The organism is Pseudomonas sp. IC_126, from assembly GCF_004331835.1.
In the GTDB taxonomy this organism is placed as follows: Bacteria; Pseudomonadota; Gammaproteobacteria; order Pseudomonadales; family Pseudomonadaceae; genus Stutzerimonas.
Genome location: NZ_SJSS01000005.1, coordinates 49,546 through 67,802, shown reverse-complemented (window position 1 = coordinate 67,802; position 18,257 = coordinate 49,546). Strand labels below are relative to the sequence as shown.

At 60.9% G+C, this 18,257-nt stretch carries 17 protein-coding genes; 8 read left to right on the top strand and 9 right to left on the bottom strand.

Going from position 1 to position 18,257, the window contains the following annotated elements:
- The first annotated feature begins 74 nt into the window (after positions 1-74).
- Entirely contained in the window at positions 75-833 is a 759-nt protein-coding gene (locus E0D86_RS15925; RefSeq protein WP_131651022.1) for an SDR family oxidoreductase, read from the top strand.
- Positions 834-974: 141 nt separating this feature from the next.
- Here the strand turns inward: E0D86_RS15925 and E0D86_RS15920 are convergent, their stop codons facing one another.
- Positions 975-1,979, bottom strand: coding sequence for a DUF481 domain-containing protein (locus E0D86_RS15920; RefSeq protein WP_131651021.1), 1,005 nt, complete (start codon positions 1,977-1,979; stop codon positions 975-977).
- 141 nt (positions 1,980-2,120) lie between these two features.
- Here E0D86_RS15920 and E0D86_RS15915 point away from each other — a divergent pair, with 141 nt between their 5' ends.
- Together E0D86_RS15915 and E0D86_RS15910 are read left to right on the top strand one after the other, a co-directional pair.
- On the top strand, positions 2,121-2,480 hold the full coding sequence (locus E0D86_RS15915; RefSeq protein ID WP_131651020.1) for an MGMT family protein: 360 nt from the start codon (positions 2,121-2,123) through the stop codon (positions 2,478-2,480).
- A gap of 34 nt (positions 2,481-2,514) precedes the next feature.
- On the top strand, positions 2,515-4,215 hold the full coding sequence (locus E0D86_RS15910; RefSeq protein WP_131651019.1) for an AmpG family muropeptide MFS transporter: 1,701 nt from the start codon (positions 2,515-2,517) through the stop codon (positions 4,213-4,215).
- Positions 4,216-4,257: 42 nt separating this feature from the next.
- On the opposite strand, the gene E0D86_RS15905 is transcribed toward E0D86_RS15910, so the two are convergent.
- Positions 4,258-5,082 carry a mechanosensitive ion channel family protein gene (locus tag E0D86_RS15905; protein WP_131651018.1) on the bottom strand — a complete coding sequence of 275 codons (825 nt, stop codon included), beginning with the start codon at positions 5,080-5,082 and terminating at the stop codon, positions 4,258-4,260.
- An 84-nt stretch (positions 5,083-5,166) separates the two neighbouring features.
- The gene (locus tag E0D86_RS15900; RefSeq protein WP_131651017.1) at positions 5,167-5,646 is read right to left on the bottom strand and encodes a YajQ family cyclic di-GMP-binding protein; all 480 of its coding nucleotides are present in this window, start codon (positions 5,644-5,646) and stop codon (positions 5,167-5,169) included.
- A 145-nt stretch (positions 5,647-5,791) separates the two neighbouring features.
- Here E0D86_RS15900 and E0D86_RS15895 point away from each other — a divergent pair, with 145 nt between their 5' ends.
- Genes E0D86_RS15895 through E0D86_RS15875 form a run of 5 tightly spaced genes read left to right on the top strand, consistent with a single transcriptional unit; the run spans position 5,792 to position 11,353 of the window.
- Complete coding sequence (locus tag E0D86_RS15895) at positions 5,792-6,757, top strand: response regulator (protein ID WP_131651016.1); 966 nt, start codon at positions 5,792-5,794, stop codon at positions 6,755-6,757.
- Positions 6,757-7,674: a putative 2-dehydropantoate 2-reductase gene (locus tag E0D86_RS15890; RefSeq protein ID WP_131651015.1), complete on the top strand. Its 918-nt coding sequence runs from the start codon at positions 6,757-6,759 to the stop codon at positions 7,672-7,674. Before E0D86_RS15895 ends, E0D86_RS15890 begins: the two co-directional genes overlap by 1 nt.
- 42 nt (positions 7,675-7,716) lie before the next feature.
- Entirely contained in the window at positions 7,717-9,720 is a 2,004-nt protein-coding gene (locus E0D86_RS15885; RefSeq protein WP_131651014.1) for an ATP-binding protein, read from the top strand.
- Between the two features lie 21 nt (positions 9,721-9,741).
- Positions 9,742-10,332, top strand: coding sequence for a cob(I)yrinic acid a,c-diamide adenosyltransferase (locus E0D86_RS15880; RefSeq protein ID WP_131651013.1), 591 nt, complete (start codon positions 9,742-9,744; stop codon positions 10,330-10,332).
- On the top strand, positions 10,325-11,353 hold the full coding sequence (locus E0D86_RS15875; protein WP_131651012.1) for an ion transporter: 1,029 nt from the start codon (positions 10,325-10,327) through the stop codon (positions 11,351-11,353). Before E0D86_RS15880 ends, E0D86_RS15875 begins: the two co-directional genes overlap by 8 nt.
- Here the strand turns inward: E0D86_RS15875 and E0D86_RS15870 are convergent.
- The 6 genes from E0D86_RS15870 to argJ form a co-directional block, all read right to left on the bottom strand.
- Positions 11,350-12,123: a S9 family peptidase gene (locus E0D86_RS15870; protein ID WP_131651011.1), complete on the bottom strand. Its 774-nt coding sequence runs from the start codon at positions 12,121-12,123 to the stop codon at positions 11,350-11,352. The two genes, E0D86_RS15875 and E0D86_RS15870, sit on opposite strands and share 4 nt — an antisense overlap.
- Positions 12,110-13,234 carry a DUF3182 family protein gene (locus E0D86_RS15865; RefSeq protein ID WP_131651010.1) on the bottom strand — a complete coding sequence of 375 codons (1,125 nt, stop codon included), beginning with the start codon at positions 13,232-13,234 and terminating at the stop codon, positions 12,110-12,112. Before E0D86_RS15865 ends, E0D86_RS15870 begins: the two co-directional genes overlap by 14 nt.
- 244 nt (positions 13,235-13,478) lie before the next feature.
- Positions 13,479-15,044, bottom strand: a complete 1,566-nt coding sequence (gene ahpF, locus E0D86_RS15860; RefSeq protein ID WP_131651009.1) for an alkyl hydroperoxide reductase subunit F — start codon at positions 15,042-15,044, stop codon at positions 13,479-13,481.
- Between the two features lie 133 nt (positions 15,045-15,177).
- Positions 15,178-15,741 carry an alkyl hydroperoxide reductase subunit C gene (gene ahpC / locus E0D86_RS15855; protein ID WP_131651008.1) on the bottom strand — a complete coding sequence of 188 codons (564 nt, stop codon included), beginning with the start codon at positions 15,739-15,741 and terminating at the stop codon, positions 15,178-15,180.
- Between the two features lie 203 nt (positions 15,742-15,944).
- The gene (locus E0D86_RS15850; RefSeq protein WP_131651007.1) at positions 15,945-16,886 is read right to left on the bottom strand and encodes a Nudix family hydrolase; all 942 of its coding nucleotides are present in this window, start codon (positions 16,884-16,886) and stop codon (positions 15,945-15,947) included.
- 99 nt (positions 16,887-16,985) lie between these two features.
- Positions 16,986-18,203 carry a bifunctional glutamate N-acetyltransferase/amino-acid acetyltransferase ArgJ gene (gene argJ / locus E0D86_RS15845; protein ID WP_131651006.1) on the bottom strand — a complete coding sequence of 406 codons (1,218 nt, stop codon included), beginning with the start codon at positions 18,201-18,203 and terminating at the stop codon, positions 16,986-16,988.
- Positions 18,204-18,257: the final 54 nt, after the last annotated feature.

The following is an 18,257-nucleotide window of genomic DNA, read 5'->3' as shown; positions in this document are numbered from 1 at the left end:
GGCGGGGCGCTCAGCATAACGGTTTCACTTGCGGGCGTCGTTTCCCGCGACAAGAACCACAGACGGAGATTCGCATGCAGCTCAAAGACAAAGTCATCATCATTACGGGCGGTGGCCAGGGCCTGGGTCGCGCGATGGGCGAATACCTCGCCGGCAAAGGCGCGCGACTGGCGCTGGTCGACCTCAATCAGGATCGACTGGACGAAGCGGTCGCGGCCTGCAAGAGCGCGGGGGGCGATGCGCGGGCCTACGTGTGCAACGTGACCAATGAAGAACAGGTCAGCCACATGGTGAGCCAGGTCAGCGACGACTTCGGCGGCCTGGACGGCCTGGTCAATAATGCCGGCATCCTCCGCGATGGCCTGACCATCAAGGTGAAGGATGGCGAGCTGTCGAAAATGAGCCTGGCGCAATGGCAGGCGGTGATTGATGTCAACTTGACCGGCGTGTTTCTCTGCACCCGCGAAGTGGCCGCGAAGATGATCGAGCTGAAGCGTCAGGGCGCGATCGTCAACATCTCTTCAATTTCACGAGCCGGCAATATGGGCCAGGCGAACTATTCCGCCGCCAAGGCCGGCGTAGCGGCGGATACGGTGGTCTGGGCCAAGGAGTTGGCACGCTACGGCATACGTGTGGCGGGTGTTGCGCCAGGATTCATCGAGACCGAAATGGTCGCCAGCATGAAACCCGAAGCGCTGGAAAAGATGGCCGCCGGCATTCCACTGAAGCGGCTCGGCAAGCCGATGGAAATCGCCCACTCGGTCGCCTACATCTTCGAAAACGATTACTACACCGGACGCATTCTGGAGCTGGATGGCGGGCTGCGCCTCTAGGAAGAGGCTGGAGGCTGGAGGCTGGAGGCTGGAGGCTGGAGGCTGGAGGCTGGAGGCAATATTGCAGGTTCCGCGCTGTACGCCGGCAAGCTTTCGTCAAGCCTCCAGCGTTCAGCGCTTCTCTTCGTCTTTACTAGGCGCTTACCAACCCACTCCGAAGCCGATGCTGTAGCGCGTTTCATCCATCTCGCTTTCTGAGCCGCTGACGATGTCCTTTTCGGCTTTCATGTTCAGCGACGCCCAGTCGGTCACCTTGTAGCGCAACCCCACCTCGGCATCGAGCTCATAATCGGCGACGTTTTCCAGCGGTTTGCCGATTTCACCGTTGCTGAACAGTTCGAACGTTTTGCCCACCAGATAGCGGTTGTACTGCCACTTCATAGCCAACGAATAGAAATTTTCCGTCTCTCCACTCGCAAACTCGTAGTCGCTGCGGTTGATTAGCGAGGCAAGGGAGAAGGCACCCAGCTCGTTATCCCAGAACTGATAACCCGGACCGGTACCCAGTGTGCGCTGACGGCGAACGTCCTCGACCTTGTCGCGCTTGTATTCGAAGCGTCCTTGCCAGAACCAATGCTCGTCGATGAACCGATCCAGCGCGTATTCGGCGTCCCAGTTATCGGTCGCGGTCACGCCGTCGCGGTATTCACGGTTGTAGTTGGCCGTTCCGTTATGCCGCCAGAGACCATGACGTGCCGAAGTATCGAAGGAGACGTCGTAATCGTCCGTATCGGTTTCTGCGCGTTTGTAATCCAGCGCCACGTCAATATTGCCTTTCCAGGTCAGATCCTGGATCAGCGGTTTCGGGTGGATGATCTGGGTGATGCTGGCCAGCGAAACCGTACGCGGCACCCCGCCGTTGCTCAGCGTGACCGTGCCGTCGTCAGCAGCCTGGAGCGACTTGGCCACTTCTCCGGTCACATCGTCATGCTTGATCAGCAACTGCTGGTTGCTTTCCAGCGTCGCGACCTGGCTCCACTTCACTGGAATCGAGCCGCCGTAGTCGGTCTCGATCAGCAATTTACCGCCATCCATCACACTGATCTTGCCGGTCAGGCGATCACCGTTCTTCAACCATACGGTATCGGCGAACGAAGGCAGGGAGAGTACGGAAAGAGACACGCAAAGCAGGGTTCTAGAGAGCATAGATGACTGAAATTCTGGGCAGATGCGGTTAAAAGGCAGGCATTATCCCTATGCTTTTGGTCACAGCAAGCACTGACCGCTGAACGGGAAACGAGTTCAGCGCCGCTCAATCGGTCCCGGCTCACGAAGGAAGCATTCCGCATGATTGACCAGCCACTTTTATTACCTCCGGGTGCCGACGCCGAAGCGCGTCGCGCCGCCGTCTACCTCGTCATGGCCCAGATCCCGACGGGCAAGGTGGTGAGCTATGGCGAGGTGGCCGCCATGGCCGGACTCGGTCGTGCCGCGCGCTGGGTTGGCCGGCTGATGTCGCAACTACCGGATGGCACCAGCCTGCCCTGGCACAGGGTGATCGGCGCAGGCGGACGGCTCAGCCTGCCAGCAGGCACCGCCGCGGGGCATGAGCAGCGCATGCGGTTACGCGCCGAGGGCGTGACCATCATCAACGACCGCGTCGACATACGTCGGCACGGCTGGCATTCGTCGGAGCACAGCGGGTAGAGTGCGCGCTTCATATTCCTGTCCGTCCCGTCATATGTCCCGTGAAACATGGCGCGCCGCACTCGCCGCCTATGCCAGCCCCGCTTCGCTGACCCTGCTGGTGCTCGGCTTCGCCGCAGGCTTGCCCGCAATCCTGGTGTTTTCCACGCTTTCGGTATGGTTGCGGGAAGCAGGCGTATCGCGCGAAACCATCGGTTTCGCCAGCTGGATCAGCCTGGCGTACGCATTCAAATGGGTCTGGTCACCGATGCTCGACCAGTGGCGTCTGCCCTGGATCGGCGCTTTGGGGCGCCGCCGCTCCTGGCTGGTGCTGTCACAGGCGGTGATCGCCGTTGGGCTGATCGGCATGGCGCTGTGCAACCCGCAGCACAACCTGACCATGTTGATCGCCCTGGCTGTCGCTGTGGCCTTCGCTTCGGCCACCCAGGACATCGCCATCGACGCCTATCGGCTGGAGATCGCCGAGGACAAGCTGCAAGCAACCTTGGCCGCGAGCTACATGACCGGTTACCGGATCGCTATGCTGCTGGCCAGCGCCGGCGCACTGTTTCTCGCCGAATGGCTGGGCTCGACCAATCTCGAATACAGCCAGAGCGCCTGGGCTACGACCTATATCGCCTTCGCGCTGTTGATACTGCCGGGCCTGGTGACCAGCCTGTTGATTCCCGAGCCGGAGGGCGCCGCGCCGCTGCCCAACGAGCCCTCGAAATACAGCTTCAACCACCAGTTGGCGGGAGTCGGTTTGCTGCTGGTCCTGCTGATATCCGTACCGGCGATGATCAACGCGCTGATTGCCCAGGCCTGGCCCCGCGCCACGCTGTACCTGCTATTCATCATCGGCTCGCTGTCGCCCTGGGGGCGGACCCTGCTGTTCCCTGTTAGGCAGATGCTGCACCAGGCCGGACAGCGTCAGCGCCCGGCACGATTCGACTTCGTGCATCAGGCGGTTTCGGTAATCGTGCTGATCATCCTGATGGTGTCGACTACCGGCATGTTCCAGTCCTACTGGGGCGGTTACTGGCCACGCGGCACCATGTATCTGCTGATCTGCTGGGGCTGTCTGTCCGGTCCTGGCCGCATTCTGATGGGGCCGGTGCTGACGCCGATCACCGATTTCATTCTGCGCTATCGCTGGCAGGCGCTGTTGCTGCTGGGGCTGATCGCCACGTACCGGATGTCGGATACGGTGATGGGCGTGATGGCCAATGTCTTCTATATCGACCAAGGCTTCAGCAAGGATCAGATCGCCAGCGTCAGCAAGCTGTTCGGACTGATCATGACGCTGCTCGGCGCGGCGTTTGGCGGTCTGCTGATCGTCCGTTTCAGCATCCTGCCGATCCTGTTCATTGGCGGTGTCGCATCAGCGGCCACCAACCTCATGTTCATGCTGTTGGTGGAGATGGGCGCCAACCTGAACATGCTGATCGTCACCATCTCTTGCGACAACTTCAGTGGCGGCCTGGCCTCCACGGCGTTCGTCGCCTATCTGTCGAGCCTCACCAATCTGAAGTTTTCGGCAACCCAGTACGCCCTGCTGAGTTCGTTAATGCTGCTGTTGCCACGCCTGCTGGGCGGCTACTCCGGCGTCATGGTCGAGCACCTGGGTTACAGCGATTTCTTCCTGGTCACGGCACTGCTCGGCGTACCGACTCTGGTGCTGATTGCCTGGCAGTGGTCCCGCAGCCGCCGGCTACCAGAAGCCTCTGATTCGGTCCCGTCTACCGAGCGAAGCTGAAAAAGAAGCCGGCGAAATCGCCGGCTTCTTTTTTACTGAGCGTCAACTCTGGACCAGATGCATCACACGCTGCGGATACGGAATGCCGATGCCCGCCTCGTCGAAGCGTTCTTTCAGCAGCTCGGTGAAATCGAAGGTCACCGGCCAGAAGTCGCCGGTCGCTACCCAGACCCGCAGCGACAGATTGACAGAACTATCACCCAGCCCTGTCACGAAGACCGCCGGTTCAGGGTCACGCAACACGCGCTCGTCCTCTGCGATTTCCAGCAGGATTTTGCGCGCCAGCTTGATATCCGCGCTGTAGTCGATTCCGACGTTGATATCGGCGCGACGACGCGGTTCGCGCGAATAATTGGTGATGTGTCCGTTGGACAGGCTGCCGTTGGGCACCACGATGGTCTTGTTGTCGCCCGATTTAAGAATCGTGTGGAAGATCTGGATCGAATGCACGGTGCCAGCCACACCCTGAGCCTCGATCCACTCGCCGACTCGAAACGGACGGAACAGCAGGATCAATACCCCACCTGCAAAGTTCGCGAGACTGCCCTGCAGTGCCAGACCGATGGCCAAACCAGCCGCGCCGATCATGGCGATGAAGGAGGTGGTTTCCACCCCGATCATCGACGCCACGCTGACCAATAGCAGCACCTTCAGCACGATGCCCAACAGGCTCTCGATAAAGCCGTGCAGTGAAGGGTCTACCTGGCGTCGCTGTAGCAGGCCGCCAAGATTGCTGACGAGTTTGTTGATCAGCCACCAGCCAATCAGGAAAGTTGCCAGCGCCAGCAATAGCTGAGCACCGTATTGCAGGACGATCGGCAGCCAAGCCTCGGATAGATCGACCAGATAATCGACACTGAAATCCATCAGTGGAAAACTCCTCAGGGAAACCGAGCGTGCCGTCAGACGGCCGCTCGGCTAAAGCGGAAGGCATCAACGATGCCCGGGGCATCAGTCGCGGAAGTTGTTGAACTGCAATGGCATGCCAAAATCCTTGGCCCGCAGCAGGGCGATGGCCTCCTGCAGATCATCGCGTTTCTTGCCGGTCACCCGAACCTGCTCGCCCTGAATGGCCGCCTGCACCTTGAGCTTGGCATCTTTGATATGGGCGACGATTTTCTTCGCCAGCTCCTTGTCGATGCCTTCGCGCAGCACCACGTCCTGCTTGACCGACTTGCCGGATGGGTACGGATCCTTGAACTCCAGGCACTGAATATCGATCTTGCGCTTGACCAGGCTCAGCTTGAGGATCTCCAGCATCTGCTCCAATTGGAAGTCAGCATCGGCGGTCAGATGGACCGTCAGCTCCTTGAACTCGAAGGTACCTTTACCGCGCAGATCGTAACGCCGGTCCAGTTCCTTGAGCGCATTGTCGACGGCGTTAGTAACTTCGTGTTTGTCCAGTTCGGACACCACGTCGAACGAAGGCATGGCCTTTCCTCCTATAAAAAGGGCGCTGCGGTGTGACCCAGCGCGCTTAGCTTGACGATTCAAATGCGCGATCATTATAACGGTTCAGGCCAATAACGCCCGGCCACCGGCCTGTTACGGCAACCCTTCTTAACCGAGCGCATGAATGCCCAACCCCCAACTCAGCATCCTGGTGGTCGACGACGCCAAGTTTTCAAGCGTGATGATCGGCCGCGCCCTGTCCAAGGCCGGGTACGAGGACATTCGCTTCGCCAATAGCGCCAGTGCTGCACTGGAACTCATTGAGCAACGCCCGGCGAATGTTCTGCTCGCCGATTGGCTGATGCCCGAAATGGACGGGTTGGAACTGACCACCCAGGTGCGTCAGCAGGACGAAATGTCCCATCACTACACCTATATCATTCTACTGACCGGGCGGGACGGCCAGGACGTGCTGAGCAAGGCATTCGATCATGGCGTGGATGATTTCATCGGCAAGTCGGTGATGAACGAGCAGTTGGTACCTCGGGTATATGCCGCCGACCGGCTTTGTGGCTCGCTGCAACGGCTGATGCGGGAAAACCGTCTACTGACCGAGAACATCGCCAGCCTGGAAAATCGCAACTTGATCGACCCGATTACCGGGCTGGGCAACATGCGCCATCTTCGTCAGCGGCTCGGCGACAGCCTGAGTCATATCGAGAGCCGTGGCGGCGCGTTGTGCTATCTGGTGATCGGCCTGCCGGAGCTCCTCGGTCAGCGAGAGCGCTACGGCGAGCTTCTTCATCACGAACTGCTGAGAGGCATCGCTCGGCGCTTGGGGCAGTTGGTGCGGCCGCTGGATACCCTCACCCGCCTGGATGATCACCACTTCGGCCTGCTCGCCCTGGTCGACGACTTGCGCGGTTGTTCGCCGAGCAGCTTCAAACGCTTGCACGAAGGGCTCAACCTCAAGGCGTTCAAGACCAGTGAAGGCTTCATTTCGATCAAGGCCGGCATCGGTCTGGTCAGCCTCGATGCGAGTACCCTGCCGGTCGAGCCCCAGACGCTGATCGAAAGCGCCGCGGCCCTGCTGCCCGACGCATACACCACTGGACGTATCGTGCCCCTGCGTTTCCGGCAGCCAGCCTGATGATCGACACCTGGTATGTTCTGGGCGCTGGCAGCCTCGGCGGGCTCTGGGCGACGCGCCTGCACCGCGCCGGCGCACCGGTGCAAGTCATCCTACGCAACCCGCAACGACTCGCTGATTACCGCGCCGCGGGTGGCCTGAGCCTGACTGAGGCCGGCGTCACCGCTGTCTATCCGGTACCCGCGGAGCTGCCGGATGCAGCCACGCCGATAAACCGGCTGCTGGTTGCCTGCAAAGCATACGATGCGCAAGACGCAATCGCCGAGGTGGCATCGCGTCTGGTCAATGGATCGCAAATTCTTCTGTTGCAGAACGGCCTGGGCAGCCAGCAGGCCATTGCGGCACGCTGGCCCGGCAGCCGCTGCATATTCGTTTCAAGTACCGAGGGCGCCTATCGTCAGGCTGACTTCCGAATCGTCCATGCCGGCCAAGGACAGAACTGGCTGGGCGAACCCGACCATCGCAATCAGCCATCCTGGCTCGCCGATCTGGTCGCCGCGGGCATTCCGCACGGCTGGACGGAAGACATCATGGGCAAGCTCTGGCGCAAGCTGGCGATCAACTGCGCCATCAATCCCCTGACCGTCCTGAATGATTGCCGCAACGGCGACCTGCGCGCATTCCCAAAGCAGCTCCACCGACTCTGCAATGAACTCGCGGAGGTGCTCCGAGCCTGCGATCAAGGTGACGCAGCTCATGGGCTCGAAGGCGAAGTGCTCTCGATCATCGAGGCAACGGCCAACAATTATTCCTCGATGCACCAGGACGTGCGAAACGGACGCCGGACCGAAGTCAGCTTCTTGCTCGGCCAGGCTTGTCTGGCCGCGGGACAGCACGATCTGCACGTGCCGGCGCTGTTCAGCCTGCAGCAACAGCTCCAGGCATTCCTGCGTGCCCACGGATTGCCCGCGGACTGAGGCACCGCTACCCTGCTGAAACACCCTAAGTCAGTGCCTGCCATGACTCTGCGCCAGCACCTTGAAAATCTCCCGGTCGGCCGCAAACTGCTGATCGCCCTGCTCGTACTGCTTGCCGCAGTGCTGCTGGTATCGAATCTCGTCTTCATCAGCGCGGCCTACTGGATCTCCCGCCAGAGTGTTGCGCCGCAGGCCATGCATACCCTTGGGGCGCTGTTCTCTACGCCCGAATTGAGCAACCGCGCCCTGGCATCCGAAGCAGCCGCCGACGGGCTCCTGCGGAAGCTGAACGATTATGCCCCGCTGCGCGCAGCAGCGATCTACGACAGCGAGGGCCAGAGCCTGGCACAGCTGTATCACGGCGATTCGCTGGGCCTGCCGCAGCAGGTAAGCGAGCTACCCGCATGGCAAAAGACTGAGATGCGCGCCAATTTACTGGTGGAACTACCACAAGCCGAAGGGCCTCCGGGCCACCTGCTGATCGTGGCCAGTAGCGAATTGCCAGGGGCCTTCTACACCGGCACCCTGACTGCCAGCGTCGCCATCCTTCTGACCAGCCTACTGCTCTGGATACTGGTCGCCCGGCAGATCCGGCAGATGATCACCCGCCCGATCCATGACCTCGAGGCCCTGTCCCGCCAGGTCACACGCGAAGAAAACTACTCGCTTCGCGCGACGCCGAGGAACCGCGACGAAATCGGACATCTGGCCGATGCCTTCAACACCATGCTGTCGCGCATGGAGGCACGGGAACAACAGCTCAAGCGTGCGCGCGACGACGCTCAGGAAGCGTTCGACCATGCCCAGGGACTGGCCGAGGAAACCCGCCACACCAACCGCAAGCTGGAGCTGGAAGTACAGGTTCGCAGCAAGATCGAGAAGAAGCTCACCGGCTTTCAGAACTACCTGAACAGCATCATCGACTCGATGCCATCGGTGCTCATCGCTCTGGACGAGCAGCTCTACGTGACCCAATGGAACCAGCAGGCCAGCGAACTCTCCGGCACCTCCATCGACGACGCGCTGAACCAACCCGTGTTCATCGCCTTCGAGCCGCTAAGACCCTTCCTGACTCAGATTCGCCGAGCTTCCGAACGGCATCAGGTGGAAAAGATCGAGCGCGTCACCTGGACCTTCAACGACGAGCCCCGACATTACGCGCTGACGCTCTATCCCCTGATGGGCGGCGGTGGCGTGGTCATTCGCATCGACGACATCACCGAACGCATCAATATGGAAGAGATCATGGTGCAATCGGAAAAGATGCTTTCAGTGGGCGGTCTCGCCGCAGGCATGGCGCATGAGATCAACAACCCCCTCGGGGCGATCCTGCACAACGCACAGAACATCCGTCGGCGGCTGTCACCGGACCTGGAGCGAAACCGCGAAGCAGCCGACGACACCGGCGTTCGGCTGGAAGCGGTGAATCAATACCTGCAACGGCGAGAAATCCCGCAGCTGCTCGACGGGATCCAGCAGGCCGGCTCGCGCGCGGCCAAGATCGTCAGCCACATGCTGAGCTTCAGCCGCATGAGCAACCGCCAACTGGCCGAATGCCAACTGCCCGTACTGATCGATCAGGCGCTGGAGATCGCCGGTAACGACTTCGCGCTGATGGAGGGGTTCGACTTTCGCTCGCTGGAGATCATCCGCGACTTCGATCCGCAAGTGGACCGAGTCCCCTGCATCGGCAACGAGCTGGAACAGGTACTGCTGAATCTTCTGAAAAACGCGGCCCAGGCCATCCACCAGAAACCGGAGCGAGGCCGTGGGCAGATCGTGTTGCGGACACGTCTGAACCCGCCATGGGCTGAAATTCATGTGGAAGACAACGGCGGTGGCATCCCCGAACACATCCGCAAGCGAATCTTCGAGCCCTTTTTCACCACCAAAGAGGTGGGTCAGGGAACCGGGTTGGGTCTTTCCGTTTCGTATTTCATCATCACCAACAATCACAAGGGCCAGATGGAAGTGCAAAGCAAGCCGGACCAGGGAACGACCTTCACCCTGCGCCTGCCGCTACCATCCACGTCCGACGCCAACTGAAGCACCACCAGGAACCTACAGATGGGCAATCGACTGTCAAAGATCTATACCCGCACCGGCGATGCCGGAGAAACCGGCCTGGCAGATGGCCGCCGCGTCCCCAAGGACCACCCGCGGGTCGAAGCCATGGGCGAAATCGATACGCTCAACAGCCAACTGGGCCTGTTGCTTGCCGAACTTGCCGAAGCGCAGACGCGCTGGCCAGATCTGGCTGAGCTGATCGAAGTATTGGCCCCCTGCCAGCATCGCCTATTCGACTTGGGCGGCGAACTGGCGATGCCGGACTATCAAGCGCTGACTCCTACCGAGGTAGCGCGCCTGGAGGCAGCGATCGACCGCTGGAATGCGGAGCTCGGACCGCTCGAAGACTTCATCATGCCTGGCGGCACCCGGCTGATCGCGCTCGCGCATCTATGCCGCAGCATGGCCCGCACCAGCGAAAGGCGCTGCCAGCAGCTCAATGCCATCGAGCCGTTGCGCCCGGTCGGACTGGCTTATCTGAATCGCCTGTCGGACCTGTTCTTCGTCGTGGCTCGCCTGATCGCGCGTCGCCAAGGCTGTGCCGAAATTCTCTGGCAACCCGCCAGCGCACCTGCCAACGCCGATGCCTGAGCCAGCCGCAGGCCAGCGCGAACGCTTGCACGACGGGCTGCACGCCGCGTGGGAAGCGTTCATCGTCCTGCTGGTGTGCATCAATCTCGGGCTGATCCTGTTCGACAGTCTGTTCATGGTGCAGCCGATCAACCAGGCCCTCGCCGGATGGTTGCCCGAGCTGCATCGGCGCTACGACACGCTGATCCACCGCAACTTCCAGCTGATCGATCTCGGCTTCGTCGCGGTATTCATTTTCGACGTGCTGCTTGGCTGGACCATTGCGCTGTTCGAACGGCGCTATGCACGCTGGTATTACTACCCATTCGCTCACTGGTATGACGTACTCGGCTGCATCCCGCTGAGCGGTTTCCGCTGGCTGCGCGTACTGCGGGTCGGCAGCTTGCTGATCCGTCTGCAACGGTTGGGCCTTATCGAAATGCGCCGGTGGCCGGTCTACGGACTGGTCCGCCGCTATTACCTGCTGCTGCTGGAAGAGCTGTCCGATCGCGTCATGGTTCGGCTGTTCAGCCGTATGCAGCAAGAGATTGGTGCCAGCGACGACCTTTCCCGACGGCTACTGCAGGAGGTGGTAAGACCGCGCAAGGAGCGGCTGCTCGACGATCTATCTCGTCGCCTGAACGCCATGCTGGAGAACGGCTATCGGGACAACCGCGGCGCCATCGAAGGCTATGTCGACGGATTGATCCACCAGGCGCTGGCGAATAATCCGGAGGTCATCCGCCTGCGTCGCCTGCCGCTTGGCGACCGGGTCGTCGATACCCTGGACGATGCGCTCGCCGATATCGCGGCACGGCTCCTCCAAGGCGCGGTAGACGGGCTGCGGGGCGCGCAATTCCAGCGTCTGGCTCGCAGCCTGGCTGACGAATGCTTCGAGGCCTGGGTGTATCAGGACGAAAACACCGATCTAGCGCTGGAGGAATTGCTGGTCGATGTCATCGAAGTGCTCAAGCAGCAGGTGCTCGACCGGCGCTGGAGCCGCTTCGTCGGCCCTATCGAGCCGCCGACGCCGCCGGGTTAGCCCAACCGCGCGGCGGCTGCACCGTGCTGCTGGCCGACACGTCCACCGACGACCATCTCGGTGGCCCATTTGACGAGAATATCGGTGTAGGCCTGGCGGCAATTCTCATGGGACAGACCATGATCGGCCCCAAGGATGATGCGGTGAGTCAGAGAATGGGTCTGATGGAATGCCGCCCGGTAACTCATGATCGTGCTGTGCGGGACCAGATGATCGTGCTCGGACTCGACGATCAATACATCGCCACGAAACTCGGCACAGGCCGCCAACGCCCGATTCTCCTCGGGAGCGACCCGCCGACCACGCAGCTCATTGAGCAGATCGCGACTCAACTGGCGCTTGGGTATCGCCCAGTCATCATCCCTGTACAACGCCGGCACGCGCATCGCCAGCCATTTGACCGGACGCAAGGAAGTAAGCAGCGCCGCCAGATAGCCGCCGTAACTGGTGCCGACCACGGCGATCGCGGAAGGATCGATGTTCGGATGCTGTACCAAGAGATCGTAGGCCGCCATCAGATCACGCAGATTCTGCTCACGCGTGACAGTCTGCTGTTGCGCCAGCGTTTGGGCATGGCCGCGCAGATCGAACGACAGACAGATGCAGCCCAGACCAGCAATACCGCGAGCGCGGGTAAGGTCGCGCTCTTGGCTACCGCCCCAGCCATGCACGAAGAGCACACCCGGCAATTTCGTCGGAGGCGACAGAAAGGTGCCGGCAATGTGCTCGTCATCTACGAGGATATCCACGCTTTCACTATGGGTTGCCATGAGCCTCCACCACTGCGTATTTGGTTATGAAGCCGACCTCGGCGTCCTCGCCGCGAAACAGCACCGTTGCGCCTTCGGGCACGGTTGATTCACCGTAGACTTCAACCGATGACGCACGCACGACCGGCCCGCTCTCGCCTCGGATAAACGCCTCCAGCGCCGCAACCTCGGCACTGCTGGCACCGCCAATGCGCCAGGATTGCTCCAGCACACCGGAGCAGGCGCGCCCTCTGCCATCGACGCCCTGAGCGATATCGTAGTTGCGCCGAGAAGCATAGAAATTGCGAAAGCAGGCCGAGGCGGCTGCGTCGTAGATTTGAGCCTGGGAGATGGCCAGACGGATCTTTTCGGGCAGATTCAGGTTTAGCAGGGCATCGAAATCGCCTTCAACGACCAACAGATCCGAGCCACCATAGACCGCTACACCCGTGTTGTCCTGAGTCAGCCGCTGGGTACCGTAGTAACTCAGTACCCTCCCCGCTGCGCGAGTTTGCCCGACGCTGAAAGTCGTCACGTCATCCAGGTGCGTTTCGAGTACCAGCCCGTACTGGCTGAGTTCGGTTTCGTCGATATTTTCCAGGGCATGGTCGAGCTCCTGCTCGGTCGTCACCCGCTCCTGCCCTCGCCCACCGGTGGCACGCACCGGTTTGATGCGCAGCGCGCCTTCGTTAAGCAATCGCCGTCCGGCCTCTCGCGCATCGTGTAGGGAAAAAACGCTGTAACCGGGCAGAACGCCGCCCGTGACGCGCCGGGTGAAACCTCGCGACCAGCCCAACGGCGAGTCGGCATCCGGCCGTACCAGCGGATGCGTGATGGCCTTGGTTTCGATGAATGCATGCGGTACGACCCCGCCGAACAGATCCTGCTCGCTCTCAAGCCCCAGCTCACGTGCCTGCTCGGTGCCGATCACGGTGCCGGAGGGAACGAAGTAAAGCTGATGTGGATAACTGGTGCTGCGGTCGTAGTCGCCGAGAAAGACGAAGCCCTGCAACTCAGCCAGGCGTTTGGCGAGCTGCTCGTGCACGACTCTTTCGTGTTGAGGTTCATTGGATCGATTGGCAAGCGTTACAACAGCGCCTCGGACGTCTTGCGGCGTATCCGCTTTTTTCATAGATGGATTCGCTCCATGGACGACTGGTACATGTGCGACGAAGCGGTCCATTGCCGCATCTTTCGCTCGTTTCCACCCGACCGACGCGGATCCGGTGTAATGAAATAGACCCCGGAACGCCGCTATCTATCCTTCGCGGCCAGCCCTCAGCCCTCAGCCCTCAGCCCTCAGCGTAGCGATCCCCAAAAAAACGAAAAGGGGGAGCAGACCGAAATCTGCTCCCCCTTTTTCGTGCCCGTCAGGCTCAGTCTTCCACGGAGCTGCGGATCAGGTGGTCGAACGCACTCAGCGAAGCCTTGGCGCCTTCGCCGACGGCGATAACGATCTGCTTGTACGGCACCGTGGTGACGTCGCCCGCCGCGAAAATGCCCGGCAGCGAGGTCTCACCCCGCGCATCGACGATGATCTCGCCGCGCGAAGTCAGTTCGACGGTGCCCTTCAGCCAATCGGAGTTAGGCAGCAGGCCGATCTGCACGAAGATGCCTTCCAGTTCCAGGTTGTGGAACTCGCTGGAGTTGCGGTCCTTGTAGATCAGTCCGGTGACCTTCTGGCCGTCGCCGATGACTTCGCTGGTCAGCGCGCTGGTGATCACGGTGACGTTGGGCAGGCTGTGCAGCTTCTTCTGCAGCACGGCGTCGGCACGCAACTGGCTGTCGAACTCGATCAGCGTGACGTGAGCGACGATGCCGGCCAGGTCGATGGCCGCTTCGACACCCGAGTTGCCGCCGCCGATCACCGCTACGCGCTTGCCCTTGAACAGCGGGCCGTCGCAGTGCGGGCAGTAGGCGACGCCACGGCCGCGGTATTGCTGCTCGCCCGGCACGTTCATTTCACGCCAGCGGGCACCAGTCGCGAGGATCAGTGTCTTGGCCTTGAGCGAGCCGCCGTTTTCCAGCTTGATCTCGTGCAAGCCGCCTTCGGCCGAGGCCGGAATCAATGCCGCAGCGCGCTGCAGGTTCATGATGTCCACGTCGTATTCGCGCACGTGGTTTTCCAGCGCACGGGCCAGCTTCGGGCCTTCGGTCTCGTTGACCGAGATGAAGTTTTCGATGGCCATGGTGTCCAGTACCTGACCGCCGAAGCGTTCAGCCGCCACACCGGTACGGATGCCCTTACGCGCAGCATAGATAGCTGCCGCGGCGCCAGCCGGCCCACCACCCACAACCAGTACGTCAAAGGCCTCCTTGGCGCTGAGCTTCTCGGCATCACGCGCCGAGGCGCCGGTGTCGAGTTTGGCGAGAATCTCTTCTTCGCCCATGCGGCCCTGGCCGAACAGTTCGCCGTTGAGGTAGATGCTCGGCACGGACATGATCTGCCGGGTTTCGACTTCGTCTTGGAACAGCGCGCCGTCGATGGCAACGTGGCGGATGTTCGGGTTGAGCACGGCCATCAGGTTCAGCGCCTGGACCACGTCGGGGCAGTTCTGGCAGGACAGCGAGAAGTAGGTTTCGAAGCTGTAGTCGCCTTCGATGTTCTTGATCTGCTCGATGACTTCCGGTGCGTTCTTCGACGGGTGGCCGCCGACCTGCAGCAGGGCGAGCACCAGAGAGGTGAACTCGTGGCCCATCGGGATGCCGGCGAAACGCAGGCTGATGTTGCCACCGATGCGGTTGAGTGCGAACGACGGGCGACGAGCATCATCACCATCGGTGCGCAGCGTGATCTGGTCGCTCAGGCTGGCGATGTCTTCCAGCAGGGCGAGCATTTCTTGGGATTTCTCACCGTCATCGAGGGACGCGACGATCTCGAACGGCTGAGTGACCTTTTCCAGATAGGCTTTCAACTGGGTCTTGAGATTGGTGTCCAGCATGAGCGGCGGTACCCCGTAGTCCGAATATGAAAATGCAGAAAATAAAACGCCTGGATAAACCGCATCCAGGCGTTGGGCTAGAGAGGCTGGGTTACAGCCCCTATAGCATGCAAGGCATTCGAGCGAATGAACCTTAGATCTTGCCGACCAGATCCAGCGAAGGAGCCAGAGTCTTCTCGCCTTCTTTCCACTTGGCAGGGCAGACTTCGCCCGGATGCGCGGCGGTGTACTGGGCAGCTTTCAGCTTGCGCAGGGTTTCGGATACGTCGCGAGCGATTTCGTTGGAATGGATTTCCACGGTCTTGATCACGCCTTCCGGGTTGATCAGGAAAGTGCCACGCAGAGCCAGACCTTCTTCAGCGATATGTACGCCGAAAGCGTTGGTCAGCTGATGAGTCGGGTCACCGATCAGCGGGAACTGAGCCTTGCCTACAGCTGGGGAAGTCTCGTGCCAGACTTTGTGCGAGAAGTGGGTATCGGTGGTGACGATGTACACCTCGGTACCAGCCTTCTGGAATTCGGCGTAGCTGTTGGCAGCGTCTTCGATCTCAGTCGGGCAGTTGAAGGTGAAAGCTGCCGGCATGAAGATCAGCACCGACCACTTGCCCTTCAGGGACTCTTCGGTGACTTCGATGAACTTGCCATTGTGGAAAGCGTTGACTTTGAACGGCTGAACTTGGGTGTTGATCAGAGACATCTGCTAACTCCTTTTGGGATTCAGAAATTTAACGGGGCCTACGATAACGCAGCTGACCGCATACGGTTAATTGATTGAGAAAATAGCAGCGATAAACTTTAACTATCGCAACCATCTCTTCTATTGCGACGGCATCGGATACGACCACGGCATTGACCGGCAATTCGGATCAAGCCTGTCGATGCGTGTGATCGCGCCAGTTATCAATGCGGCCAGAACGCCCGGATCGCTGCGACGCCTTGGCCGCCCACTCGCAGGGCCTGCGCCAGATCGGCGGGACCGAGCCCGCCCAACAGATAAGCGGGCTGGCTGAAGCCTACCAGCAATTCAGCGGCGCGTGGCCAACCCAAAGGCTGTGCCCCAGGATGAGTGGCGGTCCGCAGTACCGGTGAGAGCGTGACGAAGTCGACTCCCATCGCCATGGCCAAGTCCAGCTCAGCGGCATCATGACACGAGGCTGCGAGCCATTGCCGGAGCGGGAGCGGCCTGCCCTGTCCGGCATGATCACGCAGCTGTTCAGCCGTCAGATGCCAGCCGGCCACGGGAAATTCGTCCGCCCATTCCAGCGGTCCCTTCAGCATCAACTGCGCCCGCCCGGAACACATCGCTATGATCTCGGCCGCCAACGCTCGGTAAGCGACGTGGGACAGGGATGGCGCTCGAAACTGGATTAGCCGGATACCCGCATCCAGTGCCCGAGCAACGCCGTCCAGCAACTGTTGAGGAGACAGGCCATCAGGCGTAATCAGGTACTGATCGGGCAGACGCACCGCCGTAATGATCGGCCGGTTCGCCGCCGGAAAACGGTAGTTCGGCAAGTCCGCAGGCTTCACCCAGGCCAGCGGTTGGCCCTCGGCGCCATGCGGCTCACCCAAGAAGGCCAGCACCTCCCAGACGTCCAGCAGAACCTGCTTGTCAGGATAATCATGGCGCACCTGAATCAGCGGACGAGTTTCGGTGACGGCGATGTTCAGCTCTTCCTGCAGCTCTCGCGCCAGCGCGGCCTCGACGGTTTCGCCGGCTTCGACCTTACCGCCTGGGAACTCCCAGAGCCCGCCCTGATGTTTGTCGAGCGGGCGCTTGGCGATCAGAACGAGGCCGTCAGGGGAGCGGATCACCGCGGCGGCGACATGGATTCGGTTCATGGCTAATTCATTAGCTGGAAGGTAAAAAGAAGTGTCGGGGCAGTCCGCATGGCCTGCCGCGCTCTGTCTTCAAGCTTCCAGCTTAAGGCTTCAACTGCTTTACGTTCGATATTCGGCATTGATCCGCACGTACTCATGCGACAGATCGGTGGTCCAGATGGTCTCGCTGCAGCTACCGCGGCCCAGCTCGATACGAATCTCGATCTCCTCCTCGGCCATCACCGCAGCGCCCTGCTCTTCCGTGTAGCTCGGCGATCTGCCGCCTTTGCTGGCGATACAGACCGCGCCGAGATGAACATCGATCTTGCTGACATCCAACTCCGGCACGCCGGCACGGCCAACCGCCGCGAGGATGCGACCCCAGTTCGGATCGGAGGCGAACAGTGCGGTCTTGATCAGCGGCGAGTGGGCAACGGCATAGCCGACATCCAGGCACTCCTGATGGTTCTTGCCGCCGTTGACTGTCACCGTGACGAACTTGGTGGCGCCTTCGCCGTCGCGCACGATGGATTGCGCAACGTCCATGCTCACCTCGAACACGGCCTGCTTGAGCTTGGCGAACAGCTCGCCGCTGGCTTCGGTGATTTCCGGCAACGCCGCCTTTCCGGTCGCTACCAACATGCAGCAGTCGTTGGTCGAGGTATCGCCATCGATGGTGATGCGGTTGAAGGACTTGTTAGCCGCATCGCGTAGCAGGTCCTGCAATACGGCCTGGCTGACCTTCGCATCGGTAGCGATGTAGCCGAGCATGGTGGCCATGTTCGGGCGGATCATGCCGGCGCCTTTGGATATGCCGGTAACGGTAACGGTAACGCCCTGGTGCTCGAACTGACGGCTGGCACCCTTGGGCAGGGTGTCGGTGGTCATGATGCCGGTTGCCGCTTCGGCCCAGCGATTTTCGTCCAGGTCAGCCAAGGCGGCGGGCAATGCCGCTTCGATTTTCTCGACGGGAAGCGGCTCACCGATCACACCGGTGGAGAATGGCAGGATGGCCGTTTCATCGACGCCGGCCAGTTTGGCGAGGCTGGCGCAGCTACGAATCGCTGCCTGCATGCCCGGCTCACCGGTGCCAGCATTGGCGTTCCCGGTATTGGTGAGCAGGTAGCGGACCGCTCCCTGTGCACGTTGCTTGGCCAGGATGACCGGCGCGGCACAGAAGGCGTTGAGTGTGAACACGCCAGCAATGGTCGAACCTTCCGCGCAGCGCATCACCACTACATCTTTACGCCCGGGCCGCTTGATACCGGCCGAAGCGATGCCGAGTTCGAACCCCGGTACCGGGTGCAATGTAGGTAAAGGACCAAGACCGACAGCCATTGATGCACTCCTTAGGAAGAATAGATGGCCTTCGGCCACCGCGAAGCAGGGATA